This window comes from Pigmentiphaga sp., assembly GCF_033795525.1.
Classification (GTDB): Bacteria; Pseudomonadota; Gammaproteobacteria; order Burkholderiales; family Burkholderiaceae_B; genus Pigmentiphaga.
In genome coordinates, this window is the sequence record NZ_JARYGM010000005.1 from 67,072 (window position 1) to 89,134 (window position 22,063).

Annotated in this window: 19 protein-coding genes; 3 read left to right on the top strand and 16 right to left on the bottom strand. The window is 66.4% G+C overall.

The window, feature by feature from the left end; translation table 11 throughout:
• Positions 1-4: 4 nt before the first annotated feature.
• The 12 genes from QHC78_RS14590 to QHC78_RS14645 form a co-directional block, all read right to left on the bottom strand.
• A complete protein-coding gene (locus QHC78_RS14590) occupies positions 5-646 on the bottom strand; it encodes an isochorismatase family protein (protein WP_319745758.1) in 642 nt (213 codons plus the stop codon).
• On the bottom strand, positions 643-1,701 hold the full coding sequence (locus tag QHC78_RS14595) for a 2,5-dihydroxypyridine 5,6-dioxygenase NicX family protein (RefSeq protein WP_319745760.1): 1,059 nt from the start codon (positions 1,699-1,701) through the stop codon (positions 643-645). Before QHC78_RS14595 ends, QHC78_RS14590 begins: the two co-directional genes overlap by 4 nt.
• A gap of 34 nt (positions 1,702-1,735) precedes the next feature.
• A complete protein-coding gene (locus tag QHC78_RS14600; protein WP_319745762.1) occupies positions 1,736-2,542 on the bottom strand; it encodes an alpha/beta fold hydrolase in 807 nt (268 codons plus the stop codon).
• Between the two features lie 10 nt (positions 2,543-2,552).
• On the bottom strand, positions 2,553-3,305 hold the full coding sequence (locus tag QHC78_RS14605) for a maleate cis-trans isomerase family protein (protein ID WP_319745764.1): 753 nt from the start codon (positions 3,303-3,305) through the stop codon (positions 2,553-2,555).
• Between the two features lie 18 nt (positions 3,306-3,323).
• A complete protein-coding gene (locus QHC78_RS14610) occupies positions 3,324-4,550 on the bottom strand; it encodes an FAD-dependent monooxygenase (protein WP_319745765.1) in 1,227 nt (408 codons plus the stop codon).
• A gap of 126 nt (positions 4,551-4,676) precedes the next feature.
• Positions 4,677-5,411, bottom strand: coding sequence for an ABC transporter ATP-binding protein (locus tag QHC78_RS14615; RefSeq protein WP_319745767.1), 735 nt, complete (start codon positions 5,409-5,411; stop codon positions 4,677-4,679).
• Positions 5,408-6,205 carry an ABC transporter ATP-binding protein gene (locus QHC78_RS14620; RefSeq protein WP_319745768.1) on the bottom strand — a complete coding sequence of 266 codons (798 nt, stop codon included), beginning with the start codon at positions 6,203-6,205 and terminating at the stop codon, positions 5,408-5,410. Before QHC78_RS14620 ends, QHC78_RS14615 begins: the two co-directional genes overlap by 4 nt.
• A complete protein-coding gene (locus QHC78_RS14625; protein WP_319745769.1) occupies positions 6,202-7,275 on the bottom strand; it encodes a branched-chain amino acid ABC transporter permease in 1,074 nt (357 codons plus the stop codon). Before QHC78_RS14625 ends, QHC78_RS14620 begins: the two co-directional genes overlap by 4 nt.
• A 2-nt stretch (positions 7,276-7,277) precedes the next feature.
• A complete protein-coding gene (locus QHC78_RS14630) occupies positions 7,278-8,150 on the bottom strand; it encodes a branched-chain amino acid ABC transporter permease (protein WP_319745771.1) in 873 nt (290 codons plus the stop codon).
• A 33-nt stretch (positions 8,151-8,183) separates the two neighbouring features.
• Positions 8,184-9,320 (bottom strand): ABC transporter substrate-binding protein, encoded by a 1,137-nt coding sequence (locus tag QHC78_RS14635; protein ID WP_319745772.1) that lies wholly within the window; start codon positions 9,318-9,320, stop codon positions 8,184-8,186.
• A 309-nt stretch (positions 9,321-9,629) separates the two neighbouring features.
• Positions 9,630-10,391, bottom strand: a complete 762-nt coding sequence (locus QHC78_RS14640; protein ID WP_319745922.1) for an ABC transporter permease — start codon at positions 10,389-10,391, stop codon at positions 9,630-9,632.
• A complete protein-coding gene (locus QHC78_RS14645; protein ID WP_319745774.1) occupies positions 10,391-11,350 on the bottom strand; it encodes an ABC transporter ATP-binding protein in 960 nt (319 codons plus the stop codon). Before QHC78_RS14645 ends, QHC78_RS14640 begins: the two co-directional genes overlap by 1 nt.
• Before the next feature lie 179 nt (positions 11,351-11,529).
• Here QHC78_RS14645 and QHC78_RS14650 point away from each other — a divergent pair, with 179 nt between their 5' ends.
• Positions 11,530-12,735, top strand: a complete 1,206-nt coding sequence (locus QHC78_RS14650) for an NYN domain-containing protein (RefSeq protein ID WP_319745775.1) — start codon at positions 11,530-11,532, stop codon at positions 12,733-12,735.
• Here QHC78_RS14650 and QHC78_RS14655 read toward each other — a convergent pair.
• The gene (locus QHC78_RS14655) at positions 12,723-13,826 is read right to left on the bottom strand and encodes a substrate-binding domain-containing protein (RefSeq protein WP_319745777.1); all 1,104 of its coding nucleotides are present in this window, start codon (positions 13,824-13,826) and stop codon (positions 12,723-12,725) included. The two genes, QHC78_RS14650 and QHC78_RS14655, sit on opposite strands and share 13 nt — an antisense overlap.
• 127 nt (positions 13,827-13,953) lie before the next feature.
• Here QHC78_RS14655 and QHC78_RS14660 point away from each other — a divergent pair, with 127 nt between their 5' ends.
• Both QHC78_RS14660 and fdhF read left to right on the top strand, forming a co-directional pair.
• The gene (locus QHC78_RS14660; protein WP_319745778.1) at positions 13,954-15,675 is read left to right on the top strand and encodes an NADH-ubiquinone oxidoreductase-F iron-sulfur binding region domain-containing protein; all 1,722 of its coding nucleotides are present in this window, start codon (positions 13,954-13,956) and stop codon (positions 15,673-15,675) included.
• A 1-nt stretch (position 15,676) separates the two neighbouring features.
• Positions 15,677-18,493 carry a formate dehydrogenase subunit alpha gene (gene fdhF, locus QHC78_RS14665; RefSeq protein ID WP_319745780.1) on the top strand — a complete coding sequence of 939 codons (2,817 nt, stop codon included), beginning with the start codon at positions 15,677-15,679 and terminating at the stop codon, positions 18,491-18,493.
• A gap of 217 nt (positions 18,494-18,710) precedes the next feature.
• On the opposite strand, the gene QHC78_RS14670 is transcribed toward fdhF, so the two are convergent.
• Genes QHC78_RS14670 through QHC78_RS14680 form a run of 3 tightly spaced genes read right to left on the bottom strand, consistent with a single transcriptional unit; the run spans position 18,711 to position 22,061 of the window.
• Positions 18,711-19,901 carry an alpha-hydroxy acid oxidase gene (locus QHC78_RS14670; protein ID WP_319745782.1) on the bottom strand — a complete coding sequence of 397 codons (1,191 nt, stop codon included), beginning with the start codon at positions 19,899-19,901 and terminating at the stop codon, positions 18,711-18,713.
• 10 nt (positions 19,902-19,911) lie between these two features.
• Positions 19,912-20,886, bottom strand: coding sequence for a tripartite tricarboxylate transporter substrate binding protein (locus QHC78_RS14675; protein ID WP_319745784.1), 975 nt, complete (start codon positions 20,884-20,886; stop codon positions 19,912-19,914).
• 44 nt (positions 20,887-20,930) lie between these two features.
• On the bottom strand, positions 20,931-22,061 hold the full coding sequence (locus QHC78_RS14680; RefSeq protein ID WP_319745786.1) for a mandelate racemase/muconate lactonizing enzyme family protein: 1,131 nt from the start codon (positions 22,059-22,061) through the stop codon (positions 20,931-20,933).
• Between the last annotated feature and the right edge of the window lie 2 nt (positions 22,062-22,063).

The window sequence follows — 22,063 nt, forward strand, 5'->3', positions numbered from 1 at the left end:
GCCTTCAGTCTTGCAACTGCCGGACCAGGGTCGCGTAGTCGAGCACTTCGGCGTATTTCTGCGCCATGTCGAACAGGCTGGCTTCGTGCGGACCGATGGCGCGGTCACCTACGCAGTCGGCAACGACGACCGGCCGGAAGCCCCAGCACATGGCGTCGACCACACTGGCGCGCACGCAGCCGCTGGTGACGCAACCGGCCACCACCAGGGTACGAACGCCCCGTTGCGTCAGCCATGGCGCGAGGTCGGTGGCGAAGAAGGCCGACGGCACATTCTTGCGCACGACCAGTTCGCCCGGCCGCGGCGCCAACTGCGGCACGATGGCGCTGGCGGGCTCAGCCTCGGTCAAGCGCAGCATGCCCGGCACCTTGGCGGAGAATACGTTGGCATCGGCGCCGTCATCGGCATAGACGATGCGCGTATGCGCAACGGGCCACTGCCGCTCGCGCGCCAGCGCCAGCAACGGCCGCGTGGCCTCGATGGCAGCGGGAATATTGCCGCCGCCGAACATGGCCGGGTCGGCGAATCCGTTGACGAAGTCAACCAGCAGCAGGCCGAACGGCGGGACGGGCGCCAGGCCCGCGCCGAACCCTTGCCGGGCGTAGACGGCGGCCTCGCCATGGCCGGCGCCGGCGGACGCGCTCATACCCCCTCCCCAGCGAGCACTTCCTCCAGCAGGTGCCCTGCTCGCACGACCTCGCGTCCATCGACCGATACGGTGCAGCCGCGCAGTGGAATATCCATATGGCAGGCCGTGGTGCGGGAACCGCCTACTTCATTGTTGGGGCCGAGCGAGAACAGGAAATTGCCCGCGTAGGCGCGCGCATCCATGCCTATCGTGGCTTCGCGGTCATACAGGCCAAGGGTGGACCATCTCGCGCGGCTTTGCGCGCCCCAGCCGATATGCGACATGGCATAGGCTTCCGGATCGTTGAAGGAGCGCATGTAGTCACTGAGCAGTTCCGCATCCAGGCCGCCGGTCATGGATGTGACATAGCCGTCCTCCACCTCCATGACGATGGGGTCGCTTACGTAGGACTTCATGGGCAGCAGGATGTCGCCCTTGTCCACCACGATGCGGCCATGCGTGGCGCGCTCGTTCGGCCAGGTCAGCGCGAAGCCGCTCGGCCAGTGGTCCCAGCGTCCCGGCTCGTCGACGAACCCGTACTCCTTGATCACGGGGAATTCGCCGAGCGGGCACACCAGGTCGGTGCCCGCCGCAGACGTCACCCGCATCTCGCGCGCGCCCTCGAGCAGCGCGGCGCAGGCCAGCACGCGCTCGCGGTCGGCCTCGGTCGGCACCATCCTGAGCAGGATCTCCGGAGGCTCGACCGCCAGCAATATCTTGCCGCCTCCTTGGAGAATGTCGTGCTGCTCGGGCGAAAAGAGCAGCGTCATCAGGTCGAGCACCAGGTCGCTGGCCTTGAGCGCCGCAATGGCGGCCCGGTTGCCGCTCAGCGGTGTGGTGCCGAGATAGGCGAGTGAATCGCGGCTAAGCGATTTTTCGCCATTGACCGGCGACAGGTCGAGCCGGTTCACGCGCGCCCCCAGCAGGCCGGCCGCCGTCATGGCGCAGCGCAAGGTCTGGGGATGGGTGACGCCCTCGGTGGTCAGCACGGTGACCGTGTCGCCGCGCTTCAGGCGCGACAGCGTCAGTACCTGTGTCCACGCCTGGATCAAATCGGAATCGCTGACAGCCATTGCTTGCTCCCGTAGAAGTAGTCCACCTGCCCGCCTAGACCGGGGCGCCCAGGAACGTTCCGAAGCCTCGGAAAAATCCCTCTTCGTCATCCCAGGGGATCATGTGGCCGGCTTCGGGCACCACGGCGACCTCGATCTGCGGCATGAGGCCCCGGATCTCCTCGATGTCCGCCGGTTCGATCACGCCGCCCTTTCCCGCCACCATCAACAGGGCCGGGACCTTGATCGCCGGCAGATCGGCATGCATGTCCTGCGTGCCGAAGGCGTGGTAGGCGCAGACGATGGCTTCCTCGTCGCAGGTATGCAGCCACTCGGCCCGCAGCCGCAATTGCGCTTCGGTCCAGGTCGGCGAAAACGGCTTGAGTTTTTCCCACGAGTTGCCGTCGCGCATGAGTCGTATGGAATCCACATACCAGTCGATCTTGGCGGGGTAGGGCCTGCGCCCGGGCCCGGAGACGGGCGGATCGACCATCACCAGGCGGGCGAGGCCCGCGGCATGATGCGCGGCAACGATGGCGCCGATCCGCGCACCCATCGAGTGTCCCACCAGCAGATAATCGGTCAGCCCCAAGGCCTGCACGAAGGCCCCGACGTCGGCGGCGCATGCCTCCAGGCTGTAGTCCATGCCCGGCGCCGCTTCGGACAGGCCGCGTCCGCGCACATCGAGCACGTAGGTATCGAACTGGCGCCCCAGCCGCTCGGCCACGAAGGCCCACGTGACGGCCGGGCTCGTGATGCCCGGCACCAGAACCAGCGGCTGGCCTTTTCCGCCGAACCGCAGGTAGTGCTGGCGTATGCCATTGGCTTTGACATGGGCGCCGTAGAGGTAGGTACTGCTCACCGCATTCTCCTTAGTAATGGCCAGAAAGCAAGGCGCCCGCGCCCGGCACGACGGGCTCCAGGCCCAGCGCCTTGAGCATGGCGTAGGTAGTGGCGACGGCGGCGGTCACCACCGGCTTGCCGGTAAGCGCCTCGACCTGCGCAATGACGGGCAGCGACGGCATCTGCACGCAGGCCGACAGCACGATGGCATCCACCCCGGCCGTATCCATCGACGCAACGATGTCCGGCAGCTTGCGGGGGTCGTGCCGTCCCACTTCGAGGTTGTCGGGGATCTCGAGGGCACGCCACTGCGCGACCTCGACGCCTTCGCTCTCGATATAGCCAATCACGAGCTTGGTCAGCGGCACCATGTAGGGGGCAACCAGGGCAATGCGCCGGGCGCCGATCACGCGCAAGGCGTCGACCAGCGCGCCGGCGCTGGTCACCACCGGCGCATCGCCGCCGTTGTCGCGCGTGAGCTGCCGCAACCGCGCCTCGGATTCGCGGTGGTAGCCGTGGCCCATCGCCATGATGGCCACCAGGCAGGCGTAGCCCAGCACATCGACGCGGGCGTCGCTCAGCTCTTGCGCGCAGCGGTCCGACTCGGCGTCCATCGCAGCCAGCTCTTCCTTGGTGACATGCTTCATCCGCATGCGGGCCGAGTGGAAAGTGAAGCGTTCGGGCCGGATCTGCTCGCGCAGCCGCAGCATGGCGGGGATCTCGGTCTCCATGGTGGTATTCGAGCTCGGCACGATCTGGCCGATGCGGTAGCTTGCTTTCATGGGGTTCCCTTTTGCCTGTTAGGCCGCCAGCGCCTGCTGGCCGAAACGCTGTGCGCACGTGGTCGCGTCGTAGATATAGACCCAGTTGGCCTGTATGCCGACGGCATTGGGGTTGACCAGCTCGCGCCACCGGTACAGCAGGTCGCGCTTGAACTGGGCCCAGGGCGACGGCAAGTGATAGGTCTTGCCGCGCTCGCGGGCCTCGAGCTGGACCCGGCTGGTGCGCGGACGGCGCTCCGCCTCGTAGGCTTTCAAGGCCGACCCGACGTCCTGGCGATAGTGCGCGAGCGCGGTGGCCAGGACGTATCCGTCCTCGATGGCCATCGCGGCGCCCTGCGACAGGAACGGCAGCATCGGATGCGCGGCATCGCCCAGCAGCGTGATGCGTCCTTGGGACCACTCCGGCATGGGATCGCGGTCGAACAGTCCCCATTTGTAGACATCCTGGGTGCGGCTGAACAGCTCGATGATGTCGGGATGCCATCCTTCGTAGGCCTTCATCAGTTCTTCCCGGCTGCTGCGCACGTTCCAGGATTCTTCCACCCAGCTTTTCGACTCGTTGACCGCCACGATGTTGACCGCAGCGCCGCCATTCACGTAATAGGTCACGAGATGGCCGTGCGGCCCCATCCAGAATGCCGCATCCGGGCTGACGAACTTCAGCGGATGATGGTCCACGGGCACCAGGGCCCGCCAGCACATGTGGCCCGTGAAATGCGCCGATTCCGCGCCGAACAATGCGTCCCGCACGACCGAGCGCACCCCGTCCGCGCCGACGATCACGTCGGCTTCGTACTCGCTGCCATCGCCGAACGAGGCTACCGCGGTGGCGCCTTCATTGCGCACGCCGACGCAATTGACCCCCAGCGTCGCGCCTTTGCCGTCCTCGAGATGGCGGGAAAGAATGGCATGCAGGTCGGCGCGGTGGACGTGGTAGAACTCGGCGCCATAGATCTGCGGGCAGCTATTCTTGAGCGGCGTGCGGAAGAGCTCCCGGCCCGAGCGCCAGTTGCGTCCGACCATGGCGTTGGGCAGGAAGCCCACTCGTTTCAAGTCTTCGGCCAGGCCGAGCGCCTTGAGCACCTTCACCGCGTTCGGCGTCACCTGGACGCCCGCTCCGACCTCGCCGAACGCCGGCGCGCGCTCGAACACGTGGTTTTCGATACCGCGCAGCGACAGGGCCCGCGACAGGGCCACGCCTCCAATCCCGCCGCCCACGATACCTACGCGTAGAGGACGATTCATACAGTTTCTCCTTGCCTTCTGGCGAACGGCGGCACGCCCGCCACGCCAAATAATTAAACGATAAATTAATAATGTTTCCGCATTGGTACTGAATCAGGACACTTCCCTACCCACTTCCTCCCTGGCCTAGCCGCCCAGATACGCGGTCAGCAATTCCGGATCCTCCAGCAAGCCGGCGGCATCTCTTTCCGCCACTACCTTGCCGGTCTCGAACACGTAAGCGCGGGAGGCCGCGCCCAGCGCGTTGTGCACGTTCTGCTCGACCAGCAGTACCGTCACCCCTTGCCGGTTGATCTCGCGCACGACGTCGAACACTTCGGCGGCAATCTTGGGACTGAGCCCCAGGCTCGGCTCGTCCAGCAGCAGAAGTACCGGCTCGGACATGAGCGCCCGCCCGATCGCCAGCATCTGCTGCTCGCCGCCGCTGAGCGTGCCGGCCAGCTGTTGGTGGCGTTCCTTGAGCCGCGGGAAGCGCTCGTACACTTTCTCCACGCGTTGCTGCACCGTTGCCGCAGCGCGGCACAGATACGCACCCAGCACCAGGTTTTCGTAGACGGTCATGGCCGGCCAGACATGGCGCTCTTCCGGGCAATGGGCAATGCCCAGCCCGACGATGCGGTCGGGCGCCATGCCGCCGATGTCGCGCCCCTTGAAACGGATGCTGCCGCGGCCCGGCTTCAGCAAGCCGGAGATGGCGCGCAGCGTGGTGCTCTTGCCCGCGCCGTTGGCGCCGATCAGCGCCACCGTTTCGCCTGGCCGCACGTGCAGGCTCACGCCATGCAACGCCGCGGTCCGGCCGTAGCCGACATGGACGCTGTCCAGTTCCAGCAACGGCGAACCCTCGATGGCATCGGTTCTCATGCCGCCCGCCCTCCTCCCAGATAGGCTTCGATGACCCCGGCGTTGCGCTGCACTTCCGCCGGAAGCCCTTCCGCCAGTTTTTCACCGAAATGCATCACCACCACGCGGTCCGACACGCTCATGACCAATCCCATGTTGTGCTCGACCAGCAGGATGGACTGCACCTGGGTGCCCCGCAGCCGCTTGAGGATGTTTCCCAGCTCCTTGGCTTCCTGGCTGTTGAGCCCCGCCGCGGGTTCGTCCAGCATCAGGATGTCCGGCTTGGCGGCCAGCGCCAGCCCGACCTCCAGCAGCCGCAGCTCGCCGCACGAGAGCAGGTAGGCCGGCGCATTCATGCGCCCGCCCAGTCCCATGAGGTGCACGATCCGCTCCGCGTCGTCCCGCGCGGCCCGCTCGGCCTCGCGCACCGCGCGCCCGGGAAAGAAAGTCCGCAGCAAGCCTTGCCGGGCGCTCAGGTAGTGCCCTGCGAGGACGTTCTCGAAGACCGACAGCGACTTGAGGATGTTGGTCTTCTGGAAACTGCGCACGACACCTTTGCGCGCCATCTCGTAGGGCTTGGCGCCGGTAAGGTTTTCGCCCTTGACGTAGACCTGACCGGCGGTGGGCGTATAAAAGCCGGTGATGAGATTGAAGCAGGTGGTCTTGCCCGCGCCGTTCGGACCGATCAACCCCACGATCTCGCCTGGCCGGACCTGGAAGCTGATGTCCTTGACCGCCTTGATCCCGCCAAAGGTCTTGCATAGGCCCCGCACGTCCAGCATGGGCGCATTGCCGATTGCATGCACGGTTGTCATTTCAGTTTTCCAAGGCGCCGCGCGCCACTGTCACTGGATAAAAGGACGCCCACCCGACCCAGGGCACAGCGGACCTGGCCCCGCCAGTCCGGCGGGTTCGCCCCCTGGGGCGTTCGCGGCGGGGCGTGCGGGGCATTCCTGACCTCCCGGCGGTTGGTCAGGAACCCCATCAGGCCACGCGGCAGGAATAGCACGATCGCCATGACGGCCAGGCCGAACAGCGACAGCCGCAGTTCCTTGGCCTCGCGCAGGTATTCCTCGAGGAAAGTCACCAGCAACGCGCCCAGCAGCGGCCCGACCAGCGTCCCCTTGCCGCCGATCAACACCATGATGATCATGCTCACCATGAAGGCAAAGCGGAAGACCTCCGGCCCCACGAAGGAAATGTAGTGCGCATAGAAGCCTCCGGCCATGCCGGCCAGGAAGGCGCCCAGCACGAAGGCCAGCATGGCATAGCGGAACGGCCGGATGCCGATGGACTGCGCCACGTAGCGGTTCTCGCGCAGGGTTATCGCCGCGCGGCCCGCATTGGAATAGACGAAGCGGAACGCCAGATAGAGCGCAACCCCCAGCACGCCCCAGGCCAGGTAGAAATAGAACTGCTTGGTCGCCAGGTTGCCCGCCTGGGCCAGCCACGCCGGCTGCGGCACGCCGGCGATGCCCATGGGGCCGTTGGTAAACGCGATCCAGTTGTCGGCGACCAGCCGCAGCACCTCGGCGAACGCCAAGGTCACGATGACGAAGAACGGCCCCTGCAGGCGCAGGGTAATGCTGCCGATGAGCAGGCCCATGATCGCCGCCAGCGTCCCTGCGGCGGGAATCGTCGCCCACAGCGGCCAGCCCAGCTTGGTGGACAGCAGCGCGGCGGCGTACGCTCCCGTGCCGAGAAAGGCGGTATGGCCCAGCGAGAACTCGCCCACGTAGCCGACGATGAGGTTCAGGCTGGTGGCGAGCACCGCATAGAACAGCACCATGATGGCGACGTGCAGCAGGTACTGGTCGTGGACGACGAGGGGCAGCACCGCCGCGGCCAGCATCGACACCAGGATCGCATTGCGTTCGAAATGCATGGTCAGGCCCTCTCGGCGCGTCTGGCGAACAGGCCGTAAGGCCGGCACAGCAATGTGAGTATGACGATGGCGAATCCGATGATGTCCACCCATCCGGTAGCGACATAGCCGCCCCAGAGCGCCTCGGCAATGCCCAGCAGCAGGCCGCCCACGACCGCGCCGGCAAAACTGCCCATGCCGCCCAGGATCACGACCACGAAGGCCTTCATGCTGACCAGGCCGCCGATGGAGACCTGCGCCGAGTAGATCGATCCGAGCAGCATTCCCGCCATCGAAGCGATGATCGTCCCGAGCGCGAACGTGCACGCATAGACATTGGCCGTCTTGATGCCGGCCAGTTGCGCCGCCATGGGATCCTGGAACGTGGCCCGCATGGCGCGGCCCAGCCGCGTTTTCTGGATCAGCAGGTAAGCCGCCACGATCAGGACCGCGCACACCGCGACGGCGAACAGGCGGATCTTGGTAACGACGATGGGACCCAGGAATACCGGCCCGCTCGAGACCGGCCCCTCGATCTTGAGCGGCGCCGTACCCACCACCAGCAGCGCCGTGTTGGCCAGGAAGATGGACAAGCCTATGGTGAGCAGGATGCCGGGCTCCTCGCCCTGGCCGCGGATACGCTCGATCAACACCCGGTCCACCAGCCAGCCGAACACGCCCATGACCAGCGCCACCAGCGCCAGCCCGGTCAGGAAATCCAGCCCGAGCGAGTTCGTCACCCACCAGCCCATGACGCCGCCCAGCATGTACAGCTCGCCATGGGCGAAATTGACGACGCGCATCAGCCCCAGAATGAGCGTGAGCCCGAGCGCGGACAGCGCATAGAACGATCCGATCACCAAGCCGTTGGCCAGGAACTGCGGCAGCAAGTCCATCGTTTCTCCTGTGGCGGGCAAGCGCCTAGCGCATCAAGGTTTTTCCGTGGGAGCTTGCGCCACCACCTTGGGCTCGCGGTTCTGTATCTGCACCAGCACCACGTCAAAACCATAGCCCTCACCCTTCTCGGTGAACCTGAACTGGCCATTGGGCGCGGCGTAGTCGGTCTTGCGCAGCGCGTCGCGGATGGCATCGGCCTGGGTATTGCCCGCACGCGCGATGGCTTCCATCAGGATGTTCAGCGCGTTGTAGCCCGCGGCACCGTACTTGCCCGGCTTTTCCTTGTAGGCCTGGCTGTAGTACTGGACGAAGGCCTGGTTGCGCTCGCCGGGCATGGTCGAGGCATAGGGAACGGCCGCATAGATGCCTTCGGAGGCCTCTCCCGTCAGGCCGATGAAGTCGGCCGTGGCCCACGACCCGACGCCGAAGATCTTGGTCTGGATGCCGAACTCCTTGAATTGCTTGACGAGGATGGAGCCGTCCTGGGTCTCGGCCGCGACGAATACGCCATCCGGCTTGGCTGCACGCAAGCGGGTCAGCAAGGTGTAGAAGTCGGTGGCGCCATGGTCGAAGTACTCCTTCATCGCGGTCTTGACGCCAAGCGCGCTCAGGTCCTTGGAGAAATCCTCCACGCTGCCGCGGCCCCAGTCATCGTTGACGCCGATGTAGGCGACCGTTTTCAGCTGCAGCTTCTGCGCCAGGATCTTGCTGAACGTCTTGGACATCAAGCGGTCGGTTTCCGCCGAGCGGAAGAAATACTGGAGGCCCTTTTCCGTCAGGTCCGCCTTGGACGACACGCCCGTCAGCAGGGGCAGCTTGTACTTTTCGGCCACGGGCATGACAGCAGCGGTCGCCGAGCTGCAGAACGCCCCGGCCAACGCCACGACCTTGTCGCGCACGATCAGCTTTTCAGCCGCGTTCACCGAATTGGCCGGACGGCACTGGCCGTCTTCGATGATGAGCTCGATCTTCTTTCCCAGCACGCCGCCAGCGGCGTTGCGGCGTTCGACCGCCAGCTTGGCACCATTGACATACGTCAGGCCGTTATAGGCAACCGACCCGGTCAAAGGCTGGATGACGCCGATCTTGATGGTGTCCTGCGCCTGCGCCGCCGGCCCCGCCACGCCGACAGCCCCCACCAGCAACACCGCAAAAGACAACTTTCGCATAGCGACCTCTCGCAAAGGTTTCGATTAAGAACTGCCAACCGCCCATGGCCTGTCCGGGCGCCGCAAACGTCCGTCCATCCCTGATTAATTAAACAAATAATTAATTTGTGGATGAATTAGGGTTTACGGCAATCCCGGCCATTAACGATAAATAATTGGCCGACTCAATAATTCGGGGCACGCAGTTCGGGCAAGCATAAAGAATGCCAGCGCCCGCCGTGCCCGCGCTCCCAGGGAAGCGGACATGGCGGGCGCCGCCGGACCGCACCATGGACGCCGGGCACGCACCGAGATGGCGCGCCGGGGGCCCTAGGTTTTCATCTTGTAGCCGGTACGGAATATCCAGGTCACGATGCCGACGCAGGCCACCAGGAAGGCGAGCGTCATGCCGAGGCTGACGACCACGTTGACATCGGACTGGCCGTAGAAGCTCCAGCGGAACCCGCTGATGAGATAGACCACGGGATTGGCGAGCGTGATCTTCTGCCAGATGGGGGGCAGCATGTTGATGGAGTAGAACGCCCCGCCGAGGAAGGTCAGCGGAGTCACCACCATCAGAGGAATGATCTGCAGCTTCTGGAAGTCGTCGGCCCACAGTCCGATGATGAAGCCGAACAGGCTGAACGTCACGGCCGTCAGGACCAGGAATCCGATCATCCAGAACGGGTGCTCGATGTGGTACGGCACGAAAATGCGCGCGGTCACCAGGATCAGCACGCCCAGCATCATGGACTTGGTCGCCGCCGCGCCGACATAGCCGATCACGGCTTCCACCGGGGACACCGGCGCGGACAGGAGCTCGTAGATGGTGCCCGTCCACTTGGGCAGGTAGATGCCGAACGAGGCGTTGGAGATGCTTTCGTTGAGCAGCGACATCATGACCAGGCCGGGGATGATGAACGCGCCGTAGCTGACGCCCCCGATGTCGCCCATGCGGGCGCCGATGGCCGTGCCGAACACGATGAAATACAACGAGGTGGACAAGACCGGCGAGGCGATGCTCTGCGTCAGCGTCCGGAACGTGCGCGCCATCTCGAACCGGTAGATCGCCTGGATCGCATGGAAATTCATCATGATTGCTCCCGCACCAGACTCACGAAAATATCCTCCAGGGAGCTTTCGCTGGAATTGAGATCCTTGAAGTCGATGCCGTGCTCGTTCAAGGCCCGCATCAGCGGCGCGATGCCGGTTGCCTCGCCCTGGGTATCGAAGGTGTAAACCAGCGTATGGCCGCCGTCCGCCAGTTCCAGCCCGTAGTGCGCCAGCGCCGGCGGCACGACCGCGAGCGGCGCCTGCAGGTGCAGCGTCAGTTGCTTCTTTCCGAGCTTGCGCATCAACGCATGCTTTTCTTCCACCAGGACGAGTTCGCCTTTGTTGATGACGCCGATGCGGTCGGCCATCTCCTCGGCTTCCTCGATATAGTGGGTCGTCAGGATGATGGTCATGCCGTCGTCCCGCAGGCGGCGCACCATCTTCCACATGTCGCGCCGCAGCTCGACGTCCACGCCCGCGGTCGGCTCGTCCAGGAACAGGATCCGGGGCTCGTGTGCCAGCGCCTTGGCAATCAGCACGCGCCGCTTCATCCCGCCCGACAAGGTCATGATCTTGGCCTTGCGCTTGTCCCACAGGGACAGGTCGCGCAGGATGCTTTCTATGTAGGCCGGCTTCGGCGAGTGGCCGAACAGTCCCCGGCTGAAACTCACCGTGGCCCAGACCGTCTCGAAAGCGTCGGTCGCCAGTTCCTGGGGCACCAGGCCGATGCGCGACCGGGCCGCGCGGTAATCCCGCACGATATCGTAGCCGTCGACCAGCACGGTACCGGCGCTTGGCCGCGACAGGCCGCAGACGATGCTGATCAGCGTCGTCTTGCCCGCGCCGTTGGGGCCGAGCAAGGCGAAGATTTCCCCCCTGCGTATCGTCAGGTCCAGGCCCTTGAGTGCATGGAAGCCGTTGGCATAGGTCTTGGCAAGGCCCGATATCGAGACGATGTCGGGCGTCCCGCCGGGCGGCGAAGTAGGCTCAGGCAGCATGGCATGGCAATGCCCCCGGGGAAAGTGGTCGGAAGCGCGGGCCCGGGAGCGCAGACGAGTGTATAAGAAGAAGCCGCGGACCGCCGCCTGCCAGGCCGGCCGGCGTCGGCACCTCGAGGACGGTATCATCCGTTCTTTACAGGCGGCGCACGCCGCGCCGCCCCACTGGAGCCATTTCCATGAACACCTCCCCGGAAAACGTCAGCATGGCGCTGTTCTGCGACTTCGAGAACGTGGCCCTGGGAGTGCGCGACGCCAAGTACGAACGCTTCGACATCAAGCTCGTGCTGGAACGGTTGCTGCTCAAGGGAAGCATCGTCGTCAAGAAGGCCTATTGCGACTGGGAACGCTACAAGGGCTTCAAGTCCGCGATGCACGAAGCGAACTTCGAGCTGATCGAGATTCCGCATGTACGCCAGTCCGGCAAGAATTCGGCCGACATCCGGCTGGTCGTCGATGCGCTCGACCTCTGCTACACCAAGTCGCACGTCAATACCTTCGTCATCATCAGCGGGGACTCGGACTTCTCGCCGCTCGTATCCAAGCTGCGCGAGAACGCCAAGCAAGTGATCGGCGTCGGGGTCAAGCAATCGACGTCCGACCTGCTCATCGCCAATTGCGACGAATTCTTCTTCTACGATGACCTGGTCCGCGAAACGCACCAGGCGGCCCGGCGGGACCCGCGCAGCGCCCAGCAGGCCGGCCGGCGGCCGCAGGACGACGAAAAGCTGCCCAGGGACGAGCTCGAGGCACGGCGCGAACGAGGCATCGCCTTGGCGGTGGAAACGTTCGATGCGCTCGTGGCCGAGCGCGGCGACAGCGGCAAGATCTGGGCCTCGGTGCTCAAAGAGGCCATCAAGCGCCGCCGCCCCGATTTCAACGAGTCCTACTACGGTTTCCGCGCCTTCGGCAACCTGCTGGAAGCCGCGCAGGCCAGGGGGTTGCTGGAGTTCGGGCGCGACGACAAATCGGGCGCCTATGTGTATCGCGGCAACGGTGGCGAAGTGTCCGCATCCCGTCCGGCTCCGCCGCCCGCCCCCGAGCTGCCCGCCCCCGCCGCGGCCGAGCCTTCGCCCCAGAAGCGGCGCAGCACCCGCGCCGCAAGCAAGGGCGCGACGCGCCGCGCGCGGAACACCGACACGCCAGCCGTGACGCCGGCCTCGGCCGAACCGCCGCCGGAGCGGCTGGCCGGGACACCGGCCCAGGAGCCTGCGGCCCCCGCAGCAGAGCCTGCCGCCGCGCCGGCTCCCCAGGTTGCCGGCGGAACCGAAGCCGCTGCCCCGCCGGCCGAGGCGCCCCCCAAGAAGACTGCCCGCAAAACGGCCCGCAAGACCGCTCCCCGCAGCCGCGCGCGCAAGACGGAAAGCCCGGTTCAGGAAGGCTGACCGCCCTCCTGCTCGATACCGAATGCCTGGGCCAGCGTCAGCACGTCGCCGGTCTTGACCGGCCGGTACCCTGGCAGCGCATCGAGGCGCTGGACGAAGGCCGGCGACTTCAGGATGCCGAGCACCGCGTCCAGCCGCCGGGCCTCGAGCGTCGCCCGTTCCACGGCGAAAAAATACCGCTCGGTCACCAGCGGCACGAAGTCCAGTCCAAAGCGCCGTGCCGCGGTCTCGATGCCGAATCCGACATCCGCCATGTCGCTGGCGATGTAGGCCGCCACCGCCGCGTGGGTGAACTCGGTGCTGTCAAAGCCCATGATGGCCTGCTGCGGCACTCCGTCGCGCGCCAGCATCAGTTCGAGCAGCATGCGCGTCCCCGATCCCGCCTGGCGGTTGACGAACCGCACGCCGGGCCGGGCCAGGTCGGCCAGCGCCCCGATGCGCTTGGGATTGCCCGGTGCCACGCACAGGCCCTGCTCCCGCAGCGCAAGCTGCACCAGCACATGCTCGCGGGGGTCCAGCCATTGCAGGTACTGGCGCACCGCCTCGCCCTCGAACTGGCCCAGGGGCACATGGAACCCCGCGAGGTCGCATTCGCGCCGCGCCAGCGCCGCCACGGCCTCGGTGCTATTCCGATAGCGCAGCTCCACCGGCATATTGGCCGCATTGATCCACTCGACCAATGCCGCGACCGCGAAACCATGGCTGGCATACAGGCGCAGCGGGGCCCGGTCGGGCGTGACCGCCTTGCGGATTTCTGCTTGCAGCTCGGAAGCGAGGCTGTCCAGCGTCGGCGACAGGCGCGCCCGGATACGGTCTTCGGCCAGCAACAGCACCACCCCCAGGTGGCTCAGCCTGGTACCGCGGCCCGGCTGCTTCTCGAGCAGCGGCGTACCGAAAAGCCGCTCGGCGTCGCGCAGCAATCCCCAGACGTGGCGATAGGAAAGCCCTTCGAGGCGGCCCGCGGCGGCAATCGAGCCTGAGGTCCGGATGCGCGCCAGCAGGCGCAGCAGCAGCGCCGTGTCGAGGCCGGCCGGCGCGTCGGCGCGGGTTCCCTGAACCTGCCAGCCGGGATGAATGGCGATCTTGAACATTATGCAATTACAGACATATTTGTCCGCTTGGTTTTCTTTGCTAGAGTGGGAGAACAACGATCAGAATATGTTCTGAATTACATATATTAGCGGCTTCCGCCCACGGCGACCCGCGGCCCTGGAATCCATGGAACAAAAAGTCATTCCCATCGCGTCAGCCCCGCCCACGCGCGAACGCCGCCGCAAGCAACCCAAGGGCCGGCGCGTCGATCCGGCCGCCCTCGCCGAGGTGCGCGCCTTGCTGGGCGATGCGCCACGCCGCCGCGACCTGCTGATCGAACACTTGCACCGCATCAACGATCGCTACGGCCGGCTCGGCACGCGGCATCTGGCGGCGCTGGCCCAGGAGTTGCGCATGGCGCAGGCCGAGGTCTACGAAGTCGCGTCGTTCTACCATCATTTCGACGTGGTCCGCGACGACGGCCAAGCTGAGCCGGAAACGGCGCCCCTTGTCGTCCGCGTCTGCACCAGCCTGTCCTGTGAAATGGCCGGAGCACAGCCCCTGCTCGAACGCCTGGCCCAGCTGCTGGGCCCGAGCGTAAGCGTGCGGCCGGCGCCATGCGTGGGCCGCTGCGAGCAGGCGCCGGTGGCTGTCGTCGGACAGCGCCCGGTCGCCCACGCCACTGCCGAGACCGTCCAGGCCGCAGCGGCGAACGGCGAAACCCGCGACATCCCGGCCCCGTATATCGACTACGACGCCTATACCTTGCGCGGCGGCTACCGGCTGCTGCGCGAATGCGTCGCCGGCCAGCGCGACGTCGAGTCCGTCATCCAGACGCTCGAGGACTCGAATCTGCGCGGGCTAGGCGGAGCAGGCTTCCCCGCCGGACGCAAATGGCGCGCCGTACGCGCCGAGCCGGCCCCCCGCCTGATGGCGGTCAACATCGACGAAGGCGAGCCGGGAACATTCAAGGACCGGTACTACCTGGAGCGCGACCCGCACCGGCACCTGGAAGGCATGCTGATCGCCGCGTGGGCGGTGCAAGCCCAAGCCGTCTATATCTACCTGCGCGACGAGTATCACGGCTGCCGCGCAATGCTGGAGGCCGAGCTGGCCAAGCTCCGCGCCGACCCGCCGGCGCCCGGCATGCCGGTGATCGAGCTGCGCCGCGGCGCGGGCGCCTATATCTGCGGCGAGGAATCGGCCATGATCGAATCCATCGAGGGCAAGCGCGGCATGCCGAGGCTGCGGCCGCCCTACGTGGCGCAAGTCGGCCTGTTCGGCCGGCCCACGCTGGAACACAACTTCGAAACGCTGCATTGGATACGGGACATCCTGGACCTGGGCGGGGCATGGTTTGCCTCGCACGGCCGGCGCGGCCGCAAGGGCTTGCGTTCGTTCTCGGTATCGGGGCGCGTCCGCAAGCCTGGTGTCTATCTCGCCCCGGCAGGCATCACGATCCAGGAGCTGATCGACGAATACTGCGGCGGCATGCAGGAAGGCCATGCGTTCTATGCCTATCTGCCGGGCGGCGCATCGGGCGGCATCCTGCCCGCCTCGATGAACGATATCCCGCTGGACTTCGACACACTCCAGCCCTATGGATGCTTCATCGGCTCGGCGGCCGTCATGGTGCTGTCCACGCAGGACAGCGCCATCGGCGCCGCACGCAACATGATGCGCTTCTTCAAGGACGAGTCCTGTGGCCAGTGCACGCCCTGCCGCGCGGGCACGGCCAAGGCCCTGGAACTCATCCAGCAACCGCGATGGGATATCGGCCTGCTGCAGGAATTGTCCGCCGTCATGCGGGATGCGTCCATTTGCGGACTGGGCCAGGCCGCGCCCAACCCGGTCGACTGCGTCATCAAGTATTTCCCGCACGAGCTGCAGCAGCAAGCAGAGGCCTGACATGAATGCCATCAACCGCCGCGAACTCGGCCTCGAGCCGGCCATCGTCACCTTCAAGCTCAACGGCAGCGAGGTGAGCGCGCCCGAGAACCAGACGCTGCTCGAGATTGCCGCGCGCGCCGGGATCGAGATCCCGCACCTGTGCTATGCCGACGGTCTCGAGCCCGCCGGCAACTGCCGCGCATGCGTGGTGGAGATCGCCGGCGAGCGGGTCCTGGCGCCCTCCTGCTGCCGTACGCCGCGCAACGGAATGGAGGTCACGACCCATAGCGAACGCGCGCTCAAAGCGCAGAAGATGGTGGTCGAGCTGCTGCAGTCGGACATGCCCGAGGCCTCGTATACGCGCCATAACGAAGTTGATCTATGGGCCCGCAAGCTCGAAGTGGGCAAGCCGCGTTTCGCCCCCCGGACACCGGTGTCGGCCGACTCGTCCCACCCGGCGATCGCGGTCAACCTCGACGCCTGCATCCAGTGCACACGCTGTCTGCGCGCCTGCCGCGACGAACAGGTCAACGACGTCATCGGGCTGGCCTACCGCGGGGACCAGGCCAAGATCGTGTTCGACCTGGACGACGCCATGGGCGCATCCACCTGCGTGGCCTGCGGCGAATGCGTGCAGGCCTGCCCCACCGGAGCGCTGATGCCCGCCCGCGACGCCGCCCTGGCCGTGCCCGACAAGAAGGTCGATTCGGTCTGCCCCTATTGCGGCGTGGGCTGCCAGCTCACGTACAACGTCAAGGACAACCGCATTCTGTACGTCGAGGGCCGCGACGGGCCTGCCAACCACAAGCGCCTGTGCGTCAAGGGCCGCTACGGTTTCGACTATGCGCACCATCCCCAACGCCTGACCCGCCCGCTGATCCGCCGTTCCGACGCGCCCAAGCGCGGCGACGCCGTCATGGATCCAGACCGGGTCATGGACGTCTTCCGCGAAGCGACCTGGGAAGAGGCACTGGACCTGGCCGGCTCCAGGCTGCGGGCCATACGCGATACCTACGGGAAACGGGCACTGGCCGGCTTCGGCTCGGCCAAGGGCAGCAACGAGGAAGCGTATCTATTCCAGAAACTGGTGCGCACGGGCTTCGGCAGCAACAACGTCGACCACTGCACCCGGCTGTGCCACGCTTCGTCCGTAGCGGCGCTGCTCGAAGGCATAGGTTCGGGGGCCGTGTCCAATCCCGTCATGGACGTGGGCAAGGCGGAGGTCGTGATCGTGATCGGCGCCAATCCCACCGTCAACCATCCGGTGGCGGCAAGCTGGATCAAGAATGCCGTGAAGAACGGCACCAAGCTCATCGTCGCCGACCCGCGCCGCTCGGACCTTGCGCGGCTGGCCTACCGCTTCCTGCAGTTCACCGCGGATACCGACGTCGCACTGCTCAACGCGATGATGCACGTGATCGTGCACGAAGGACTGGTGGACGAGGACTTCATCGCCAGCCGCACCATCGGCTACGACGAGCTGCGCAAGAACGTGGAAGGCTACAGCCCGGAACGCATGGCGCCGATCTGCGGCATCGATGCCGGCACCATACGCGAAGTGGCCCGCCTGTACGCGACCTCCAAGGCATCGATGATCCTGTGGGGCATGGGCGTGTCGCAACACGTGCACGGCACCGACAACGCGCGTTGCCTGATCGCGCTGGCGCTGATGACCGGGCAGATCGGCCGCCCCGGGACCGGTCTGCATCCGCTGCGCGGCCAGAACAACGTCCAGGGCGCTTCCGACGCCGGCCTGATCCCGATGATGTATCCCGATTACCAGCGCGTGGACAACCCGGCGGCGCGCGAAAAGTTCGAGCAGCTCTGGGGTATGCCGCTGGACCCGCAACCCGGCTTGACGGTGGTCGAGGTCATGCATGCGATCAAGGCGGGCACGGTGCGCGGCATGTACATCATGGGCGAGAACCCGGCCATGTCGGACCCCGATGCGAATCATGCGCGCGAAGCGCTGACGGCGCTGGACCACCTGGTGGTGCAGGACATTTTCCTGACCGAGACGGCCTACCTGGCCGACGTCATCCTGCCGGCGTCGGCCTTTCCGGAGAAGACCGGCACCTTCACCAATACCGACCGCCTGGTGCAGATGGGGCGGCAGGCGCTCGATCCGCCGGGAGACGCGCGGCAGGATCTCTGGATCATCCAGCAGATGGCCGCGCGCATGGGGCTGGACTGGCATTACCGCGACGTCTCGGAGGTGTTCGACGAGATGCGCCACACCATGCCCAGCATCGGCGGGATTACCTGGGACCGGCTGCAGGCCGAGCACGCGGTGACCTATCCGTGCCTGGCCGAGGGCGACGCCGGCGAGCCGGTCGTGTTCACGGCCAGTTTCCCGACCGAGACCGGACGCGCGCGCTTCGTGCCGGCGGACATCATCCCGGCGGCCGAGAAGCCGGATGGCGAATATCCGATGGTGTTGATCACCGGACGGCAGCTGGAACACTGGCACACGGGCAGCATGACGCGGCGCGCGTCGGTCCTGGATGCGCTGGAGCCGGATCCGGTAGCGCTGGTGCATCCGCTGGACCTGGAGGATATCGGGGCGAAGCCTGGCGATATCGTGACGCTGGAGTCGCGGCGGGGCGAGGTGTCGCTGTATGCGCGCGTGGATGAGGGAACGCCGCGGGGGGCGGTGTTCGTGCCGTTCTGTTATTACGAGGCGGCGATCAATAAGCTGACGAATCCGGTGCTGGATCCGTTTGGGAAGATTCCGGAGTTCAAGTATTGCGCGGTACGGGTGCGGGTGGGGGGCTTGGAGCCGGTGCAGGGGAGTTATGGGGGTGGGCGGATATTGCGGGGGGAATTGGGTTCTTAAGGACGTTCGTTGCGGGGCGTGGGACGCCGCAGCCTGGGGTTGGCCATAGCGACCGGGCTGGTCCCGGCTGCGCCGGGACTACCCGTGATTTTCGCTTTAGGCGGGGCGGGCGCAGAACTCGCACCGGGATAGCCCACTGGGCTATCCCGAGAGCCGTGCTCGAACAGCTGCGCCCTTGCCTCCCCGCCTAAAGCGAAAATCACGGCAGCCCAGAACGCTATGGCCAACCCCAGACTGCGGCGCCCCCCACCCCACAACGAACTGCGATGTGGGGGAGATCGGAGGCGACGCAGGAGGGCTCGATCTGGTCGGGGGCCGTCAGGCCCAGCAGGGCCAGGTCGCGGTCGGTTTCTTGCCGTAGCAGGCTGATTGCCTGGCGCACGCCGGCGCGGGAGGCGACGGCGGCGGCGTAGAGGAAGGGGCGGCCGATCATGACGAAGTCGGCGCCCATGGCGAGAGCCTTGATGACGTCCGTGCCGCGCCTGAATCCGCCGTCCACGAAGAGCTTGGCATGGCCGCGCAAGCTGGCCATGCGCGGCAGGATGCGCAGGGGCGATACCGCGCCGTCGAGCTGCCTGCCTCCATGGTTCGACAGCATGAGGCCGTCCACGCCCATGTCCAATGCGCGCCGGGCGTCTTCTTCGTGCAGGACGCCTTTGAGCACCAGCCGGCCCTTCCAGCGGTCGCGGATGAACCGGAAGTGCTCCCAGGTGAACCGGTCCCGCCCGGCACGGAACTCGGGACTGGGCGGGGCGACGATGGGTCCGCCCCGACGCGCGCCGAAGTTTTCGAAATGCGGCATGCCCTCGCGCAACAAGGTTCGCAGCACGACGCCGGCCAGCCAGCGGGGATGGGACAGCGCGTCGGCGATCAACCTGGGGCCGGGCGTCACGGGGATCCCGAATCCTAGCCTTAGGTCGTTTTCGCGGTTCGCCGCGACGGGGACGTCCGCCGTCACGACGAGGACGCCTATGCCGGCCCGCTCGAGCCGGTGCAGCAAGGCTTCTATCCGTTCATGGTCGCCGGCCAGGTAGGCCTGGTACCAGCTCCCCGGGGCCAGGCGCGCGATGTCTTCCAATGGCACGGACGACGCCGCGCTCAGGACGAAGGGAACGTTCTCGTCGGCGGCGGCCTGGGCCAGGGCCTGATCGGCGCGATAGGCAAACAGCGCGGCGCCGCCCATGGGGGCGATGCCGAACGGCGCGCTATAGGTGCGGCCCCATAGCTCGCAGCGCGTCGATCGCGCACCCACGTCGACCAGCACCCGCGGCACCAGCGCCAGCCGGGCCAGCGCCTCTTCATTGGCGCGCACCGATCGTTCGTCTTCCGCCCCGTGCGCGGCGAAACCGAAGATGCAGCGCGGCAGCCTGCGCCTGGCCGCGCGCTCGAAATCCGCGAGTGCAAGCATGGAATCCGCCCTACTCCACCTTGAGGCCCGCCTGGCGCACGGCCTCCTGCCAGCGCTGCGCCTCGGCCTGGACGAAATCGGCGAACGCCGTCCGCGATTGCGGCACGGGTTTCTCGCTGCCCCATTCCTGCCACATACGCTGGATCTCCGGATCCATGAGCGCCTTGCTGAACAGTGCCGCGGCCGCTTCGATCGTACGGGCCGGCGTCTTGGCTGGAGCGAAAGCGCCGTACCAGGTTCCGAGGACCATGCGCTCCAATCCCAGTTCCTTGAGCGTCGGCACATCGGGAAACAATGGCGAGCGATTGGCCGCGGTCACCGCCAATGCCCGCAGCCGGCCTTCACGGACGAAGGCCGAGGCAGCGGGCATCGTGTCGAACAGTACGTCTATCTGGCCACCGGCCAAGTCCTTGAGCGCCGGTGCGCTGCCTTTGTACGGAATCGCCACCATGTGGGCGCCGATGCTTTGCGCGAACGTAATGCCCGCCAGGTGCTGCAGGTTGCCGAGGCTGCCGACGCCGTAGCTGATTCCCTTGGGGGAGCTCCGCGCCTTGGCCACCAGCGCGTCGACGTTGTCCACGCCGGTCCCGGCCTTGACCACCACCAGGTTGGGCACGGTCGCGATCTTGGCCACCGGCACGAAATCCGGGCCGGTCAGAGGGAAGGACAGGTTGGGCGTCAAGGCCATGCGCGTCAGTTCGTGCACGCTGCCCAGCAGGAATACGGTGCCGTCGGCCGGGCCATGGGCGACGAATTCGCGTGCCAGCACGCCGGCGCCGCCGCTGCGGTTCTCCACGATGAAGGTCTGCCCCGACAGGCGGCTCATGACGGCGGCGAGCGGGCGGGCCATCTGGTCCATGGATCCGCCGGCAGAAGCCGGTATGACCAGGCGGATAGGTTGTTCGGTCCAGGCTTCCTGCGCGATGGCGGAAGCCGCCGCGGCCAGGCATAGCGCTGCCGCCGCGATCGAATGGGCAAGTCTCATGTCTCCTCCTTGTATGGACGGATACGGCGTGGCGGCGGCGCCGCTCAGCCACCCAGCAATGCCTGGGTCTCGCTGCTGGGTTCAAAACCCAGTCCCGGTGCCTCGGGAAGTGCGAGCCATCCCCCCGCCGGCTCGGGAAAGCCGTCGAACAAGCGGCGCATGAGCGCCACCGTGGGCAGGTGCCACTCGACCTTTCCGCCGTTCGCCAGGCCGGCATGCAGATGCATGTTGTGCAACGGGAAGGCGCCGCCATTGGTGATCGGGACATTGAACGCGCTGGCCAGGCCTGCAATGCGCAGGCATTGCGTGTACCCGCCGCCTATCACCACATTGGGCTGCAGGAAATCCACGGCTTCCCGCAGCAGCATGTCGCGGAAGCGAAAGGCCAGCCCTTCGTTCTGCCCGGCGGCCACGGCGATGCCGCATCGCTGGCGCAGCCGCGCCATGGCGGGAATATCGTTCTGGGTAACCGGTTCTTCGAAAAAAGCGATGCGGCAATCGGACAGCCTCGTCGCCAGGCGCTCGGCATGGAAGGCATCGAGGCTGCAGTTGGCATCGATGTAGAGGTCTGCGCTATCGCCCACCGCGTCCCGGACGGCACGCACCCGCCGCTCGTCTTCGGCAATGACCTCGTCCAGAGAAGGTCCCCCGCGGTCCCGCCGCTGCAGGGCCTGGTGTCCGACGACCATTTTGAGGTGACGGTATCCCTCGTCGCTGAGTGTCTTTGCCGCCTGGGCGAGCGTCTCCCGGTCCAGGAAGTCGAAGCCGAAGGTGGCGTAGACCGGCACGCGTGCGCGCGCACCGCCCAGCAGCCGCCAGACAGGCTGCCCCAGCGCCTTGCCCTTGATGTCCCATAGCGCGACATCGAGTGCCGCGACGGCATGCATGCCGTAGCCTGTCTGGCCGCGCGGGCACATGCGCCAGTACAGCAGGTCCCACAGCGCCTCGTGGTTCAGCGCGTCCTGGCCTACCAAGGCCGGGCCTGCGACCTCGTTCACGGCCGTGGCAATCACCTGCTCGTCGGTAATGGACGTCAGCCCGTGGCCGCATAGCCCCGTCGATGTTTCGACCCGCACCAGGCAGGCGCGGATGCTTTGTTCGACACTGCCGGTGCCGGCAATGTCGACCTGGACGGGCAGCTTGATCGGCACGGCGGCGATACGCGTGATCTTCATGC